This is a genomic window from Actinomadura meridiana (assembly GCF_039537545.1).
GTDB lineage: Bacteria > Actinomycetota > Actinomycetes > Streptosporangiales > Streptosporangiaceae > Spirillospora > Spirillospora meridiana.
In genome coordinates, this window is record NZ_BAABAS010000020.1 from 544,434 (window position 1) to 560,077 (window position 15,644).

Annotated in this window: 15 protein-coding genes and 1 pseudogene; 6 read left to right on the top strand and 10 right to left on the bottom strand. The window is 68.8% G+C overall.

The genetic code is table 11. From position 1 onward, the window contains the following. Positions 1–28: 28 nt before the first annotated feature. A complete protein-coding gene (trxB, locus tag ABD808_RS28595; RefSeq protein WP_344902850.1) occupies positions 29–982 on the top strand; it encodes a thioredoxin-disulfide reductase in 954 nt (317 codons plus the stop codon). A gap of 137 nt (positions 983–1,119) precedes the next feature. After that, the gene (gene trxA / locus ABD808_RS28600; RefSeq protein WP_344902853.1) at positions 1,120–1,434 is read left to right on the top strand and encodes a thioredoxin; all 315 of its coding nucleotides are present in this window, start codon (positions 1,120–1,122) and stop codon (positions 1,432–1,434) included. Positions 1,435–1,524: 90 nt separating this feature from the next. Here the strand turns inward: trxA and ABD808_RS28605 are convergent, their stop codons facing one another. Beyond that, positions 1,525–2,052 (bottom strand): GNAT family N-acetyltransferase, encoded by a 528-nt coding sequence (locus ABD808_RS28605; RefSeq protein ID WP_425548988.1) that lies wholly within the window; start codon positions 2,050–2,052, stop codon positions 1,525–1,527. A gap of 1,193 nt (positions 2,053–3,245) precedes the next feature. Then, positions 3,246–3,407 (bottom strand): annotated as a pseudogene (locus tag ABD808_RS28610) (phospho-N-acetylmuramoyl-pentapeptide-transferase); the annotation flags it as partial. Positions 3,408–3,593: 186 nt separating this feature from the next. Between ABD808_RS28610 and ABD808_RS28615 the strand changes: the two are divergent. Both ABD808_RS28615 and ABD808_RS28620 read left to right on the top strand, forming a co-directional pair. After that, positions 3,594–4,826 carry an aminotransferase-like domain-containing protein gene (locus ABD808_RS28615; RefSeq protein WP_344903528.1) on the top strand — a complete coding sequence of 411 codons (1,233 nt, stop codon included), beginning with the start codon at positions 3,594–3,596 and terminating at the stop codon, positions 4,824–4,826. A 159-nt stretch (positions 4,827–4,985) separates the two neighbouring features. Next, on the top strand, positions 4,986–5,927 hold the full coding sequence (locus ABD808_RS28620; RefSeq protein WP_344902858.1) for a D-alanine--D-alanine ligase family protein: 942 nt from the start codon (positions 4,986–4,988) through the stop codon (positions 5,925–5,927). 150 nt (positions 5,928–6,077) lie between these two features. On the opposite strand, the gene ABD808_RS28625 is transcribed toward ABD808_RS28620, so the two are convergent. From ABD808_RS28625 to rsmG, 3 genes are all read right to left on the bottom strand, one after another. Then, the gene (locus ABD808_RS28625; protein ID WP_344902861.1) at positions 6,078–7,091 is read right to left on the bottom strand and encodes a ParB/RepB/Spo0J family partition protein; all 1,014 of its coding nucleotides are present in this window, start codon (positions 7,089–7,091) and stop codon (positions 6,078–6,080) included. Next, on the bottom strand, positions 7,088–7,966 hold the full coding sequence (locus ABD808_RS28630) for a ParA family protein (RefSeq protein ID WP_425548996.1): 879 nt from the start codon (positions 7,964–7,966) through the stop codon (positions 7,088–7,090). The genes ABD808_RS28625 and ABD808_RS28630 overlap by 4 nt, the downstream gene beginning before the upstream one ends. A 275-nt stretch (positions 7,967–8,241) precedes the next feature. Next, positions 8,242–8,919 (bottom strand): 16S rRNA (guanine(527)-N(7))-methyltransferase RsmG, encoded by a 678-nt coding sequence (gene rsmG, locus ABD808_RS28635; protein ID WP_344902864.1) that lies wholly within the window; start codon positions 8,917–8,919, stop codon positions 8,242–8,244. 183 nt (positions 8,920–9,102) lie between these two features. On the opposite strand from rsmG, the gene ABD808_RS28640 reads away from it, so the two are divergent. Further along, positions 9,103–9,573: a DUF6458 family protein gene (locus tag ABD808_RS28640; RefSeq protein WP_344902867.1), complete on the top strand. Its 471-nt coding sequence runs from the start codon at positions 9,103–9,105 to the stop codon at positions 9,571–9,573. Positions 9,574–10,034: 461 nt separating this feature from the next. On the opposite strand, the gene ABD808_RS28645 is transcribed toward ABD808_RS28640, so the two are convergent. Genes ABD808_RS28645 through rpmH form a run of 5 tightly spaced genes read right to left on the bottom strand, consistent with a single transcriptional unit; the run spans position 10,035 to position 12,548 of the window. Continuing rightward, a complete protein-coding gene (locus ABD808_RS28645; protein WP_344902870.1) occupies positions 10,035–10,520 on the bottom strand; it encodes a Jag family protein in 486 nt (161 codons plus the stop codon). 38 nt (positions 10,521–10,558) lie between these two features. Then, entirely contained in the window at positions 10,559–11,620 is a 1,062-nt protein-coding gene (gene yidC / locus ABD808_RS28650; protein ID WP_344902873.1) for a membrane protein insertase YidC, read from the bottom strand. Then, positions 11,613–12,008 carry a membrane protein insertion efficiency factor YidD gene (yidD, locus tag ABD808_RS28655; RefSeq protein ID WP_344902876.1) on the bottom strand — a complete coding sequence of 132 codons (396 nt, stop codon included), beginning with the start codon at positions 12,006–12,008 and terminating at the stop codon, positions 11,613–11,615. The genes yidC and yidD overlap by 8 nt, the downstream gene beginning before the upstream one ends. 14 nt (positions 12,009–12,022) lie before the next feature. Further along, complete coding sequence (rnpA, locus tag ABD808_RS28660) at positions 12,023–12,376, bottom strand: ribonuclease P protein component (protein WP_425548989.1); 354 nt, start codon at positions 12,374–12,376, stop codon at positions 12,023–12,025. 34 nt (positions 12,377–12,410) lie between these two features. Next, positions 12,411–12,548: a 50S ribosomal protein L34 gene (rpmH, locus tag ABD808_RS28665; protein WP_344902882.1), complete on the bottom strand. Its 138-nt coding sequence runs from the start codon at positions 12,546–12,548 to the stop codon at positions 12,411–12,413. Positions 12,549–13,170: 622 nt separating this feature from the next. Between rpmH and dnaA the strand changes: the two genes are divergently transcribed. Beyond that, a complete protein-coding gene (gene dnaA, locus ABD808_RS28670) occupies positions 13,171–15,360 on the top strand; it encodes a chromosomal replication initiator protein DnaA (protein ID WP_344902885.1) in 2,190 nt (729 codons plus the stop codon). Positions 15,361–15,644 lie beyond the last annotated feature (284 nt).

Consider the following 15,644-nt stretch of genomic DNA (forward strand, 5'->3'; position numbering starts at 1 on the left):
CCGACGGCCATTGAGGAGAGGCAGAACTGTGAGCGACGTCCGTAACGTCATCATCATCGGCTCGGGCCCCGCGGGCTACACCGCCGCCGTCTACGCGGCCCGCGGCGATCTGAAACCGCTGGTGTTCGAAGGGTCGGTCACGGCGGGCGGTGCGCTGATGAACACCACCGACGTGGAGAACTTCCCCGGCTTCCCGGACGGGATCATGGGCCCCGACCTGATGGACAACCTGCGCAAGCAGGCCGAACGGTTCGGCGCCGAGCTGATCACCGACGACGTCACCGAGGTGGACCTCACCGCCGACCCTAAGGTCGTCAAGGTCGAGGACGAGACCTACCTCGCCAAGACCGTGATCGTCGCGACCGGGTCCGGGTACCGCGAGCTGGGCCTGCCGGACGAGAAGCGCCTCTCCGGACGCGGCGTGTCGTGGTGCGCGACCTGTGACGGCTTCTTCTTCCGCGAGCAGGACATCGCGGTCGTCGGCGGCGGCGACACCGCGATGGAGGAGGCGATCTTCCTCACCAAGTTCGCGCGGTCCGTCACCGTGATCCACCGCCGCGACCAGCTGCGCGCGTCCAAGATCATGCAGGACCGGGCGTTCGCCAACGAGAAGATCAAGTTCCGGTGGGACGGCGAGGTCGCCGCGATCCACGGCGACGACCGCGTCACCGGAGTGACCCTCCGCGACACCAAGACCGGCGAGCAGTCCGAGCTGGAGATCACCGGCCTGTTCATCGCGATCGGCCACGACCCGCGCAGCGAGCTGTTCGCGGGCCAGCTGGAGACCGACACCGACGGCTACCTCCTCGTCGACGCGCCGACCACGCGGACGAAGGTCCCCGGCGTGTTCGCCTGCGGGGACGTGGTGGACCACGTCTACCGCCAGGCCATCACCGCCGCCGGAACCGGCTGCGCCGCCGCCATCGACGCCGAACACTGGCTCCAGGACCGGGACGCCGCCGAAACCACCCCCCAGGCCTGAGGAGCCCCGTCCCACCCGCCCGTCGAACGGCCGAGCGTCTGACGGGTTCGACGGGCTAGCGTCCGGTGGGTTCGACGGGCGAGCATGATCGTCCGGCGGCATCGGGCATGCCGCCGGACGCAGAGAGAAGGAGAAGCATGAAAGCCGTGACCGACGCCGACTTCGCGTCCGAGGTCCTGGGCAGCGACAAGCCCGTTCTCGTCGACTTCTGGGCCGAATGGTGCGCGCCGTGCCGGATGGTAGCGCCGATCCTGGAGGAGATCTCCAAGGAGCACGGCGACAAGCTTGAGATCGTCAAACTCGACATCGACAAGAACCCGAAGGTGCCGCAGGAGTACGGCGTCGTCCAGATCCCGACGCTGAACGTCTACCAGGACGGTCAGGTCGTGAAGCAGATCATGGGCGCCAAGCCGAAGGCCGCCCTCCTGCGCGACCTGGCGGAGTTCATCTGACCTCGTCGTCTCCCGCGGCGAGCGCGAAAGCGTGTGGCCCGTGCTCTCATCGAGAGCGCGGGCCACACGCGCAAATCGCCTCAGATCCCCTCAGACGGGTCGTAGCGCTCCCTCCGGGGTCATGGACCCCAGCAGCCGTTCCAGCGCGACCTCGACATCCTCACGCCACGACAGGGCCGACTTCAGCTCCAGCCGCAGCCGCGGATACCGGTGATGCGGGCGAATCGTCTTGAACCCGACCGACAGCAGGTAGTCGGCGGGCACCATGCACCCGCCGTCCTCGCCCTTCAGATCACCGAACGCCTCGATCGCCTTCACCGTCCGCCGGGTGAGGTCCTTCGCGACGCCCTGGACGAGCATCCGCCCCAGCCCACCACCGGAGAACTCCGGCAGGATGTGCGCGGTCATCAGCAACACCGCGTCCGCGCTGACCGGACTCGTCGGGAACGCCACCGACCGCGGCACGTACAGCGGCGGCGCGTACAACACAAAGCCCGCAGGCACATTGTCGACATAAACGATCTTGCCGCAGCTGCCCCACTCCAGCAGCGTCGAGGAGATCCACGCCTCCTTCTCCAGCCCCGAGTCGCCGCTCTCCAACGCCCGATCCCGGCTCACCGGATCCAGCTCCCAGAACACGCAGCCACGACACCGATGCGGCAGATCGTTCAGATTGTCCAGCGTGATATTGACGAGACGACGCGACACCGGGCCGGCACCCCCTGTTGCGATCCTCGCCCGCCGTCCTGAAACCCGCGACCGGGCCGGGCCGTCGGTTCCACAGGCGGAACGCCATTTCGCTGAAGCCCCAACACCTTTCCAGGCTCCGTGGGCATCGTATCGGACAACCCCCCCACCCCCCGAGCCCCACACCACCCCGCCTCGCCCGCACCGCCGCACGCTCGTCCATACCGCCATGCACTCGCCGACGCCGCCGCGCGCTCCTTCGTACCGCCGCGCACCTACCGGTGCCGCCGCGCGCTCGTCCTCAGTGTCACGAGCTTGCCCGTGCCGTCGTGGCGTTCGTCCACGGCGACATGGGGTAGCCCGTGGCCGTCGCGCGTCAGCCCGTGTCGTCGCGTGCCTGCCTGCGTCGTCCCGCGCTCGGCCATGTCGCTGTGTCGTCCGTCCGCGATGTCGCTTCTGCCCTGTCGTCATGCGCGTCCGGCCGCGCCGCTCGCAGCCGCCCGCACCGTTGGACGACCGGCTGTGTCGCCCCTGAGTGGCCACGGCGTCTGACGATCACCTACGACACCTGCGCCCCGCCGAGGACCACGCGACCCAGCCATGGCTCCAGCGTTCGTCATGCCGCTGGAGGACCAATTGGCTCGCCCGTGCTCGCCGCACCCTCGCCTAGCTATTGGTGTCGTCTCTGAGCGGCCGCGCCGCGGCGCGCCTAACCTGTCGCCTGCGGCCTGGTCGCAGTACCGCTTGATGGGGGGGTGCTGGTCGTGACCGATCATGTCGCCGCGCCAGCGGCCGTGCCGCCCGCAATCAGCCGAGCCGTCGCGCGACCACCCCGGCCGCCACGACTGGTCGCGCCGCCGCGTGCTCGCGTGTCGCCCGCGAGGGTGGCGCCATGGCGCGACCGCTTGTGCCGTGTCGTGGTCATCGCGTCGCCCAAGTCCAGGCGTCGCGTGGGCGGGGTTGGCCTTGGGCGGGGAGGCACGGCCAGGTGCTGGGCGGCACGGCCAGGTGCTCGGCGGCGCGGACTGAGTTCGGGGCGGCGCGGTGGACGTGCGGAGCGCGGGCTGGGCGGGGGCGCGGTGGATGTGCGGGGTACGGGTGGGTCTGCGGTGGGGCTGGCGATCAAGCGAGCCGGTGTCGCCCATGAAGATCTTCGCGCACGGCGCGTTCCACCACAGGAAGCCGAACACGCCGCCGAGCACGCCTGCCGCGACGACCGCGAGGTCGAGGGGGTCGCGGACGCTGTAGCAGTTGGGGGCGAGGGCTAAGTCGGTGCAGCTGTTGCGGCGGAGGTGTGTGGCTTTGGGTGGGGGAGGGCGGGGCGGCTGGGGGGCTCGTGTGGTGGTTCGGGGAGGGTGGGGGCGGTGGATGCCGTATTTTGCAGGGAAGTCAGTTCACTTCGGAGGTGCCTCGTGGAACAGCACTCGCGTACGGATGCATACACCGATCGCTACGCTGCCCGTGCCGCCGGCATGGTGCCTTCGGAGATCCGAGCTCTGTTCGCGATGGTCGCTCGTCCCGAGGTGGTCTCGCTGGCGGGCGGGGCGCCCTATGTGTCCGCGCTCCCCCTCGACGCGGTCGGCCAGATGATCGGCGAGCTGGTCGCGGGCAAGGGCGCCGAGGTGCTCCAGTACGGCTCGGCGCAGGGCGACGAACAGCTCCGTGAGCACATCTGCGACGTGATGTCGCTCGAAGGCGTCCGGGCGAACGCGGACGACGTCGTCGTCACGGTCGGCGCGCAGCAGGCGCTCGACCTCATCACCAAGATCTTCGTGGATCCGGGCGATGTCGTCCTCGCGGAGGCGCCGTCCTATGTCGGGGCGCTCGGTACGTTCGCCTCATACCAGGCCGACGTCGTCCATGTCCCGCTCGACGAGGCGGGCCTCATCCCCGACGCGCTCCGCGAAACCCTCGCGAGCCTCCGGGCGGACGGCCGCCGGGTCAAGTTCCTCTACACCGTTCCGACGTTCCAGAATCCCGCGGGCGTCACCCTCACCACGGCCCGCCGCGGCCAGATCCTTGAGATCTGCGCCGAGTACGACGTGCTCGTCGTCGAAGACAACCCGTATGGGCTCCTCGGCTTCGAGGACGAGCCCATGCGCGCGCTTCGCGCGGACGACGCCGAGCGCGTCATCTACCTCGGCTCGTTCTCCAAGACGATCGCGTCCGGGCTTCGGGTGGGCTGGGTGCTGGCGCCGCACGCGGTGCGGGCGAAGCTCGTCCTGGCCGCCGAGTCCGCGATCCTGTGTCCGTCGAACTTCTCGCAGCTGGCCGTCCGCGAGTACCTCGCCACGCAGCCGTGGCGGGAACAGATCAAAGATTTCCGTGAGCTTTACCGCGCCCGCCGCGACGCGATGCTCGAATCCCTTGAGCAGCTCATGCCGGACGGCTGCACCTGGACTCGTCCGGCGGGCGGGTTCTTCGTCTGGCTGACGCTCCCGGAGGGGCTCGACGCCAAGGCGATGGCTCCTCGTGCGATCGCCGAGCGCGTCGCCTACGTTCCCGGTACCGGCTTCTACGCCGACGGCACCGGCCACCGGCACATGCGCCTGTCCTACTGCTTCCCCGAGCCGCACCGGATCCGGGAGGGCGTCCGCCGCCTCGCGGCGGTGGTGGAACAGGAGGTCCGTCTCAGGGACACTTTCGGTGGAGCCGTCACCGACGGCGGCACCGGCTTCCAGGCTCCAGGGCCGGACGTCATCTGACGTGTTTCACGTGAAACACGTCGGTTCCCGCGGGGACGTCACCGGTCCCTCGGAGAGAGGGTGACATCATGATCGCGTCGAACGCCCCGGTTCCGCACTTATCGCACGTGCGGGCCGGTGCGTTCGTCCGTCACCACAACAGGTAGAGGGGCACTATCAGTGGAACTCGGGCATGTCGTCGTACTGGCCGGAGGGCTCTCCTACGAGCGTGAGGTCTCGCTCCGCTCCGGTCGACGGATCACGGACGCGCTGCGCGCCCTCGACATTCCCGTCGAACTCCGCGATGCGGACGCCACCCTCCTGGACTCGCTCACCGACGATCCGCCGGACGCCGTGTTCCCCGTCCTGCACGGCGCGGCCGGAGAGGACGGCTCGATCCGCGACGTTCTCGAACTTCTCGACGTCCGGTATGTCGGCGCCCGCCCCGACGCCTGCCGGGTCGCCTGGGACAAGCCGACCGCCAAGTCCGTCGTCCGCCGGGCGGGCCTCCGAACACCGGACTCCGTCGCCCTCCCGAAAGAGGTCTTCCATGACCTCGGCGCCTCGTCCGTTCTCGACCAGATCATTCGCAGTCTCGGCCTGCCGCTGTTCGTCAAGCCCACCCGTGGCGGCTCCGCGCTCGGCGCCTCCGCCGTCCATGAGGCCTCCGACCTGTCGGCCGCCATGGTCGGCTGTTTCGCCTACGGCGACGCCGCTCTCGTCGAGCAGTACGTCGCCGGGACCGAGGTCTCCGTCAGCGTCTTCGACCGCGATGGCGAGTCCATCGCCCTTCCAGCGGTGGAGATCGTCGCTCCCGGCGGCCTCTACGACTACACCGCCCGGTATGACGCGGGCGACACCGAGTTCGTCACACCGGCCAGGCTCAGCCCGGAGGCCACCGCCCGCGCCACCGCCGCCGCCGTCACCGCGCACCAGGCCCTCGGTCTCCGTGACCTCTCCCGGACCGACCTCATCATCTCGCCCGACGGCGACGTCCATTTCCTCGAAGTCAACGTGGCTCCCGGAATGACCGAGACGAGCCTCTTCCCCCGGGCCGTCAGCGTCGCCGGTCTGGACCTGGGCGAGGTCTGCCGAGACCTCCTCCTCTCCCGCTTCCCCTGATCGCCACCGGCACGCGGTCAGGCGGCGGCATGGTCGTCGTTCTTGCTCGCGCTCGGACGGGTGATGTTTCACGGGAAACATCGGGGCCTGGCAAGCAAAGCGCCCCGGAGGCCGTGGTTCGGCTTCCGGGGCGCTTGACGCGGGTGGACGTCAGGTGGTGCCCAGGCCGTCCTCGTCGGGGACCATGGACTTGATGATGCGGTCGAGGTCTTCCAGCGTGGCGAACTCGACCACGATCTTGCCCTTGTTGCGTCCCATGTCGACGCGGACCTTGGTCTCGTAGCGGTCGGAGAGACGGTCGGCCAGTTCCCGGAGTCCGGGAGCGACGGGCTGCTTTCGACGGCCCTGCCGTGGGCCCTTGGGCTCTTCGTCGACCTCGCGGATTGCGATGAGCTCTTCGAGGGCGCGGACGGAGAGGCCTTCCTGAACGATCCGCTGCGCCAGATGCTCCTGCGCCTCGATGCTGTCGAGCGAGAGCAGGGCGCGGGCGTGTCCGGCGGACAGCACCCCGGCGGCGACACGGCGCTGGACTGTCGGCGGCAGGTTCAGGAGCCGGAGCGTGTTGGTGATGTGCGGTCGCGACCGTCCGATCCGTCCGGCGAGCTGCTCGTGCGTGGCACCGAAGTCCTGGAGCAGTTGCTGGTACGCCGCCGCCTCCTCCAGCGGATTGAGCTGCTGCCGGTGGAGGTTCTCCATGAGGGCGTCACGGAGGAGATCGTTGTCGCCGGTGTCCCGGACGATGGCGGGGATGACGTCCAGCCCCGCCTGGGTGGCCGCCCGCAGACGGCGCTCGCCCATGATCAGCTCGTACTCGTGCGTCCCCGCCGGGGTCGGCCGGACGACGACCGGTTGCAGGAGCCCGACGATGCGGATCGACTCGGCGAGTTCCTCCAGGGCGTCGTCGTCGAAGTGCGTACGCGGCTGACGCGGGTTGGCCGTGATCGAGCGGACGGGGAGTTCGGCGAAATGCGCTCCCTCGACCGGCTCCAGCCCCGGCCCTGGCGAGCCGACGCCGTTCGGCCCGGGGTGCCCGTCCGCCCCAGGAGGACCGCCCGGAAAGCCCGGTTCGTTCGCGTCTCCCGGTTCCTCGACGGTCGGCGGGGGCGGGGCCGTGGGGATGAGGGCGCCGAGTCCCCTGCCGAGACCGCGTCGCTGCTGGCTCACTGGACGGCTCCTCCATGGGCCATTTCCGAGGCGGCTTCGCTGTAGGCGAGTGCGCCGCTCGAACCGGGATCGTAGGTCATAACGGACTGCCCGTAGCTCGGGGCCTCGGAGACCCGGACGCTGCGGGGGATGACGGTGTTGAGAACGACGTCGCCGAAGTGGTTGCGGACGTCTTCGGCGACCTGCGCGGCGAGGCGCGTCCGGGCGTCGTACATCGTGAGCAGGATCGTCGACACCTTCAGTTGCTGGTTGAGGTGCGCCTTGACGAGGTCGACGGTGCGGATCAGCTGCCCGAGGCCCTCCAGCGCGTAGTACTCGCACTGGATGGGGATGAGCAGTTCGTCCCCGCCGACGAGAGCGTTCACGGTGAGCAGCCCGAGGGACGGTGGGCAGTCGATCAGGACATAGTCGAACTTGTCCGTGTCGTAGGCCTCCAGTGCCCGCCGCAGTCGCGACTCGCGCGCCACCTTGGAGACCAGTTCGATCTCGGCGCCCGCGAGGTTGAGCGTCGCCGGCGCACAGAACAGGTTGGGGATGTCCGGCGCCGCGACGACGATGTCGTCCAGCGCCATGTCCTCGATCAACACGTCATAGATCGAGGGGACTTCCGCGTGGTGGTCGACACCGAGGGCGGTGGAGGCGTTGCCCTGCGGGTCGAGGTCGACCACGAGGACCTGGGCGCCGTGCATGGCGAGCGACGCGGCGAGGTTCACCGAACTGGTGGTCTTGCCCACGCCGCCCTTCTGGTTGGCGATGGTGATGATGCGGCAGCTGTCGGGCCGCGGCCATTCCCTGTCCCTGCGGCCGGTTACCGGCCTGACCGCCGTGGCCGTTGTTTCATGTGAAACCTTGGCGTCCTTGAGCGCCTCGCGCACGAGTTCTGACTCCCCCTGATTTGGTCCCTTGCGCGGAGCCGGTGGCTGAGCACCGGTGTTCGTCGGTACATAACCGACGTTCTCCGCAGTTCCGGACGTCGTGGTACTCCACATCGCGTGTCCGGAGGGCGCGGTCCCCGGCGCGGCGCCCGGACCCGGCTCCCCTTGCGTCCCAGTGGGCGCGGTCACGCGAACGGCGTCCTCGCCGAGGCCGGACGGCTGTTCGTCGGGGGATTCGTCGGCGCGGTCAGGCGTGCCAAGCCCTGGTCCCGTGCTCATGAAGACCTCTTCCTCGACCCTTTGGCGCGCCGGGGCGCGCGCTCTCGTCGCCCGACGACCTCGCCCCGGCCGGCGACGACACGGACGAGCGTTGTCGGAGAATCGACCATACCGCGCCCGACTTGAAGCAGTTCGGTGCTTCGCGCCCCCAGACGCTTCAGCACGACCTCCGCCTCGTCCAGCTCGGCGGCGGCCCGTTCGCCCTTGAGCGCGAGCAGTTCGCCGCCGGGACGCAGCAATGGAAGAGCCCAGGTCACGAGACGTTTGAGCGGTGCCACGGCGCGCGCCGTGGCCACGTCCACCGTGATCTCCGCGGCCAGGTCCTCGGCCCGTCCGCGCCGCACCTCGACGTTGCGCAGGTCGAGCATCTCTACGCATTCGTCCAGAAATGTGGTGCGCCGCAGGAGCGGTTCCAGCAGGGTGATCCGCAGATCGGGCCGAACGATCGCGAGGACGATGCCGGGCAGGCCCGCCCCGGAACCGATGTCCACGACCTGCGCGTCCGCCGGAACCAGTTCCGACACCACCGCACAGTTGATCAGATGGCGTTCCCAGAGACGGTCGGTCTCGCGCGGCCCGATGAGCCCACGCTCGACGCCGGCCGTTTCGAGGAACGCCGCGTAGCGTTCCGCGACCGGGAGCGCATCACCAAAGACCTCACGTCCAATCCCCACCAGACGAATCGTTCCACATAACCGGCCTGGTGCGTGCACGCGAAACGTCGCCGGACGGCCTCAAGCCGCATGGACGGACGTACCTTGCGTTATGGCGAGGACCACATGACCCCACCGCATATCCCGGGCTCCGTGGGTAGAGCGCCCTTGTCGCCTCTTGTCCCCCGGAAGGAGCTCCGACAGATGGGAATCGGAGTCAGTCTCGCATTCATCGCGCTCGGTGCGATCCTCGCGTTCGCACTCCGCGTCGATCTCAGCGGCGTTGACATTCACCTGGTCGGCTGGATCCTCATCCTGGTGGGCCTGGTCAGCATGGGTTTCACCCTCAAGTACACGCGGCCGCGGCGCCGAGCTGGTCGCATAGTCGGCGCAGACCCCGCTTATGGGGACGAGCCGGGCACGGTGATCCGTGAGGAGCACATCATCGAGGACCCGGCGCCCGTCGGTCGTCCCGGCGAACGAGTCGAACGTGTGATCGAACACCCTGCGGGTGAGGTCGGACACCGAGGTCATGTCGTACAGGACCCCGCGTTCTCCCAGGATCCGCGGTACGCGCAGGATCCCGCCGAGCAGAACAACCCGTCGATCGTCGATTCGGACGTGCAACGTCCCGTCCCGCCACCGCGCCGCCGGTGGCGCCGGACGACCCGCTGACCATCACCGGTCGGCGGCCCCGTCCGATCCGTCCAGTCTGATCCGGCGATGGCACCGCCCGAGCGGCCAAGAGCCCCGCGTCCAACCCAGGGCGCGGGGCTCCTGTCCCGAAGGATGACGTAAATCGCGCACGACTGCCCAACATAGGCGCAGCTCGTCTGCCCGTGGTCTCGGGGAAACCCGCTGTTCGGGCTGATCGAGAGCGGCGGAGCTGCCGAAGGACGGCTCGCCGGGTGGGGCCCCACACGCCTCGCGGTCATCGTGCGGATCAACGAGGGGGAGTGCGGCTGCGAGGGTGTGTGCCTCGGGCTGCGGGTATGGGCGTGCTCGTCGCGAAATGTCGGCGCAGGCATGTTCGGCGCGGACGGTGGCGCGGGGTGTGCCTTGTCCAACGTGGTGAGGTGGTGTCCGGACCGCCGGGCGCGGTGGCCCTTTGGTCGCGGACGCCGGGTCCCCGGTCGTCAGGCGGGGTAGACGACGACGTAGCGGTCGGGCTCCTCGCCCTCGGACTCGCTGCGCAGGCCCGCGGCGGCGACCGCGTCGTGGACGACCTTGCGCTCGAAGGGCGTCATCGGGGCCAGCGGCTTCGGCTCGCCGGCCTGCCTGACCTCGTCCGCGACATCCGTGCCGAGCTTGGTGAGTTCGGCGCGGCGGCGCTCACGGTAGCCGCCGATGTCGAGCATGAGGCGGGTGCGGTTGCCGGTCTGGCGGTGGACCGCCAGCCGGGTCAGCTCCTGCAACGCCTCCAGGACCTCGCCGCGCTTGCCGACCAGCTCGTCCAGGGCACCGCCGACGACGGCGACCATCGCGCGTTCGCCCTCGACGTCCATGTCGATGTCGCCGTCGTAGTCACCGATGTCCAGCAGGCCCTCGATGTAGTCGGCGGCGATCTCGCCTTCCTGTTCGAGCTCCTGGACGTCGACCTCGGTGGTGTCGGTCTGGCTCAACGGGGTTCTCCTTCTCCGGCACGTACTCGGGGTTCAAACTAGCGCTTCTGGGTGCCGCTGCGCTTGCTGCGCGGCTTGCGGCTCGGCTGGTTGCGGACGGCCTTCGGCTTCTCCTCCGGCTCCGGCTCGGGCTCCGGTTCCTTCCGCAGCTTGGCCTTGATACCGGACGACGACGCCTGACCGTTCTTCGAGCCCGTCGACTTCGCACCCGTCGGCTTCGAACCGGTGGCCTTGGTGCCCGTGGTCTTCGTACCGGTCGACTTCGTGCCGGTCTTGGAGCCGGTCTTCGTGCCGGTGGACTTGCCCGTGGTGGGAGTCGTCGCGGGCTCGCCGTCCTTGCCGGGCGGTGGGTACCGCTTGTAGATGTAGTGCTGCTGCGCCAGCGTCCAACTGTTGGACGTGACCCAGTACATGAGCACGCCCAGCGGGAAACCGAGGCCGAAGAGACCGAACAGCGGCGCGAGGAAGACCATCATCTTCTGCGCCTGCATCATCGGGTTGGCGTCGTCGGTGACGGGCTGCCGCTTCATGCTCGCCCGGACGGTGAAGAAGGTCGTGCAGGAGCTGATCACCACGGCGATGCCGGTGATGACGACGGCGGTCCAGCTCTTCGGGTCCGAGCCCCAGGCGTTGAGGAAGGTGTCCGGGATGTGGGCGCCGAAGATGCTGGCGTGCTGGGCGCTCGCGACCAGGTCGGACGAGACGGCGAAGACGCTCTCGCCGGGCTTGGCGTCCGAGATCCGCTTCAGGGTCTGGAAGAGGCCGATGAAGATCGGCATCTGCACCAGGAGCGGCAGGCAGCCCGACAGCGGGTTCGCGCCGTTCTCCTGGTAGAGCTTCATGACCTCCTGGTTGAGGCGCTGCTTGTCGTTCTTGTACTTCTTGCGCAGCGCCTGGACCTTGGGGTTCAGCTCCTGCATCTTGCGCGAGGCGTGGATCTGCTTCACGAAGAGAGGCACCAGGGCGAGCCGCAGCAGGACGGTCAGCAGAATGATCGAGCCGCCCCAGGCCCATCCACTGTCTTTGGGGAGGACGGCGCTCAGCCCCGTGTGGATCCACACGATGAGCTGAGAGACGATCTCGTACAACCAATCAAGCACCGGGCAGCTCCTTGGGCTCTGCTAGGGCGGGGCCGCTGTCGTCGCGGCCAAAGTTCGAGGAGGCCGCCGCGGGTCGCGCCTGGGCGGACGTTTCCCCGGGTTCTCCGGAGAGGTGCGCCTCACGCGCCGACTTCTTCGGCGGAACCGGGTCGTAACCCCCGGGGTGGAAGGGGTGGCACCGCGCGATCCGGCGGACCGTCAGCCACGTGCCGCGCAACGCTCCGTGTACCTGGAGGGCCTCCAGGCCGTAGGCGCTGCAGCTGGGCTGGAATCGGCACTGCTGCCCGAGCAGGGGACTCAAGAAGCGGCGGTAGGCGCGGACGAGAAGGATCAGCAGGCTCGCGGCAGGGCCCGGCCGACCCGCCGGGTGTTGCGAGGGGAACGTCATCCCCTGCCGACTCCTCATCTCCGCCCCTTGGACGCGGGCCGCAGCAGCCGGTCGAGCGCCGACTCCAGATCCGCGGCCAGATCATCAGGACGCGCCGTCCCCGCCGGGGGGTTGGCGCGTACTACGAGCAGGCTACCCGCTGGGAGCCGGTCCAGGTGCGGGCGCACCAGATGGCGGAGGCGGCGGCGCGTGGTGTTGCGGACGACCGCGTTCCCCACGGTCCGCGCCACGATGAACCCGACCAGCGGCGGTGCGGGCGCGTCCGGATCCCGGTCCCGGTCTCGGGGGAGCAGGTGAACCACGACAGTTGGCCGTCCGGCGCGGCGACCGCGCCGGACGGCCAACGAGAAGTCGTCCCGCCGCCGCATCCGGTTTCCGGACGGCAGCACAGTGAGCGGAGGCTCAGACCGCGATACGAGCACGGCCCTTGCCGCGCCGGTTCGACAGGACCGCGCGACCGGCGCGCGTGCGCATGCGCAGCCGGAAGCCGTGCTTCTTGTGGCGACGACGGTTGTTCGGCTGGAAAGTACGCTTGCTCACTTGAGGCTCCAGTGCTGCGGTCGATGATCGTCAAAGGGATCGATAGCTCGCATCGAGGGCCGCGTTCGGTCCCCCGCAGCGGGGGCCCGCCCGAGCCATCCGAAGGGACTTTCGGCGGGCACGCGTCATCCCCGTCGATGCGACTCGACCTCAGAACGTTACGGGCTCCAGCGCACACGGTCAAACGGAGCGGCGACCGCCACTCGTTCCGCCACCACTTCCCCACCGCATCCTTATCGCCTTCGCGAATACGTCTCGGACGTCTTGTCGGACGTGTTGCGGGTGTGGGGCGCAGCGGTTAGGGTCGTCCGGGCGAACCGACGCTCTTCGACGATTCGACGAACCCCGTCGGTGTTCTGCCCCTCAAGCCCCCGTTCGAGAACCACACCCACACCGGCCGCGCAAAGGCCGGAGACCTCCCGACCCTGTCCGCAGAAGCCCGCCTCATGGGTTTTACACAGGGTGCCCTATGTCTATGCACAGCATGTGGACAACTCTGTGGACAACTCGTGAGAGAGTAAGGCTTCCGCGTCGCGGCCGTGCCCTGTGAGGTCGTTCGCGTCCAGTGGGAGAGCCGGGCAGTTCGGTACTCCGTCGGACGGAGGGGGAGGGGACCTTGCGCATGGACGGTCAGGATCTCGGATCGGTCTGGGCCCGCACCCTCACTGCACTGTCCGAGAGCGACCTGTCTCCGAGCTACCGCGCATGGTTGCCAATGGTTCGACCGCTTGCACTGGTGGAGGGGACGGCGCTTCTCGCCGCGCCGAACGACTTCGCCAAGGACGCGCTGGAGACTCGCCTACGCAACCTCATCACGCAGGCCCTGTCGCGTGAGCTGGGCAGAGAGATCCGGGTCGCGGTCACCGTCCAGCCGGAACCGCCCGGCGGCGGGGCCGGAGGGGCACCCAGGGCGGCGGCGGGAGAACCTCTGACCGCGCCGATCCCGGGGCCTGGGGTGGGGCCCGGAATGCACGAGTCCGCGCCTTCTTCCTATGGGGATTCCTACGCGGATCCGTCCCGCGACGACCGGGACCTTGACCGCGACCGTCCGTACACAGATCAGCCCTACGGGGAGCGGTCGGACCGCCCGTATCCGGAGCAACCGCCATACGGCGACCCTGGTTTCCGGGGTCAGTCGGGAGTTACCCACAGCCCGGGCGGGCCCGGAAGTTATCCACAGGCTCAGGATGACGAGCGGGCGGCCTATCCGCCCGCTTACGGTTCTGGTCCAGGGCCCGCGTCTGGGCGCGGGCCGTCTCCGTATGAGGGGCGGGGGCCGCAGGGGTATCCGGGGTACGGCACGCAGGAGGGCTTCGGTGGCGAGCCACCTGGACGGCCCCCGCAATCGCATCTGAACGACCGCACGCTCGGGCCGCTCCATCAGGGTGGCCGTCATGCGGAGCAGCGTGGACGTGGCGCCGAGCAGCAGGGCCGCGAGACCCAGCACGGTGGGAACGAACCGTCCCTCGGGCATGTGGAGGACACGTTCCCTAGCGCGGAGCCGTCGTTCACCGGCGGCGAGCAGGCCTTCCCAGGGCAGGCCTTCCCAGGGCAGGAACAGTACGGCGGCAGCTCCGAACCGTATGGCTCCGAGCAGTACGGAGGCGTCGCTGGTGGCGTTGAGCAGTATCGCGAGGAGCCTTACCGCGGTGATGGCGCGCTTCGGGACGAGGAGGGCTCCGACGCCCGCGTCCCTGAGAGCCGTGTTCCCGACAGCCGTGTTCCCGCGGCTCCGGCGCCCGCGAGTGGCGCGGGAGGGGCCGGGGCGTCCGAGCACGCGCGGCTGAACCCCAAGTACACGTTCGAGACGTTCGTCATCGGGTCGTCCAACCGGTTCGCGCACGCGGCCGCCGTCGCGGTCGCCGAGCAACCGGCCAAGGCGTACAACCCGCTTTTCATCTACGGCGACTCCGGCCTCGGCAAGACGCACCTTCTCCACGCGATCGGGCATTACGCGCAGAGCCTCTTCAATGGGGCGCGTGTCCGTTATGTGAGCTCCGAGGAGTTCACCAACGACTTCATCAACTCGATTCGCGACGGAAAGGCCGACGGGTTCCGGCGCCGCTACCGGGATGTGGACATCCTCCTCGTCGACGACATCCAGTTCCTTGAGGGCAAGGAGCAGACGCAGGAGGAGTTCTTCCACACGTTCAACACGCTCCACAACGCGAGCAAGCAGATCGTGATCTCCAGCGACCGTCCGCCCAAGGAGCTGGTCACGTTGGAGGACCGCCTCCGCAACCGGTTCGAGTGGGGGCTGACGACCGACGTCCAGCCGCCCGAGCTGGAGACGCGCATCGCGATCCTCCAGAAGAAGGCGCGCCAGGAGGGCCTCGCCGCGCCGCCGGACGTGCTGGAGTTCATCGCCTCGCAGATCGCGACGAACATCCGCGAGCTGGAGGGCGCGCTGATCCGGGTGACGGCGTTCGCGAGCCTGAACCGGCAGTCGGTCGACATGAAGCTCGCCGAGATCGTCCTGAAGGACCTGATCCCGAACGACTCGGGCCCGGAGATCACCGCCGCGATGATCATGGCGCAGACGGTGGAGTACTTCGGGACGACGATCGAGGACCTGTGCGGCCCGTCCCGCTCCCGGATGCTGGTCACCGCCCGGCAGATCGCGATGTACCTGTGCCGCGAGCTGACGGACCTGTCGCTGCCCAAGATCGGGCAGCAGTTCGGTGGACGCGACCACACCACGGTCATGCACGCCGAACGCAAGATCCGCTCGCTGATGGCCGAGCGTCGCGCCATCTACAACCAGGTCACGGAGCTGACCGGGCGCATCAAGCATCAGGCCCGCAAACACTGACCGGCACCGCGTTGTGCACACTGTGGACAACCCCGCGCGACGCCTGTGGACGAGCACCGATCGCCCTGTCCACACCCCGTCCCACCAGACGGAACCGACAAAAGCCGCGCATCCCCCGAGAACCGGAGTCGTTACTCACAAGTTGTGGAAAACTCTGGGGATTTTCGTGGATAACCCGGTGGGCAACCCCTGGAGAACCTGAGGATGAGCAGTGGATAGATGTGGACAGCCGCGAACACGCGCCCCGAACCCTGGGGAAAACCCGTGGATGACCGGTGGACAAC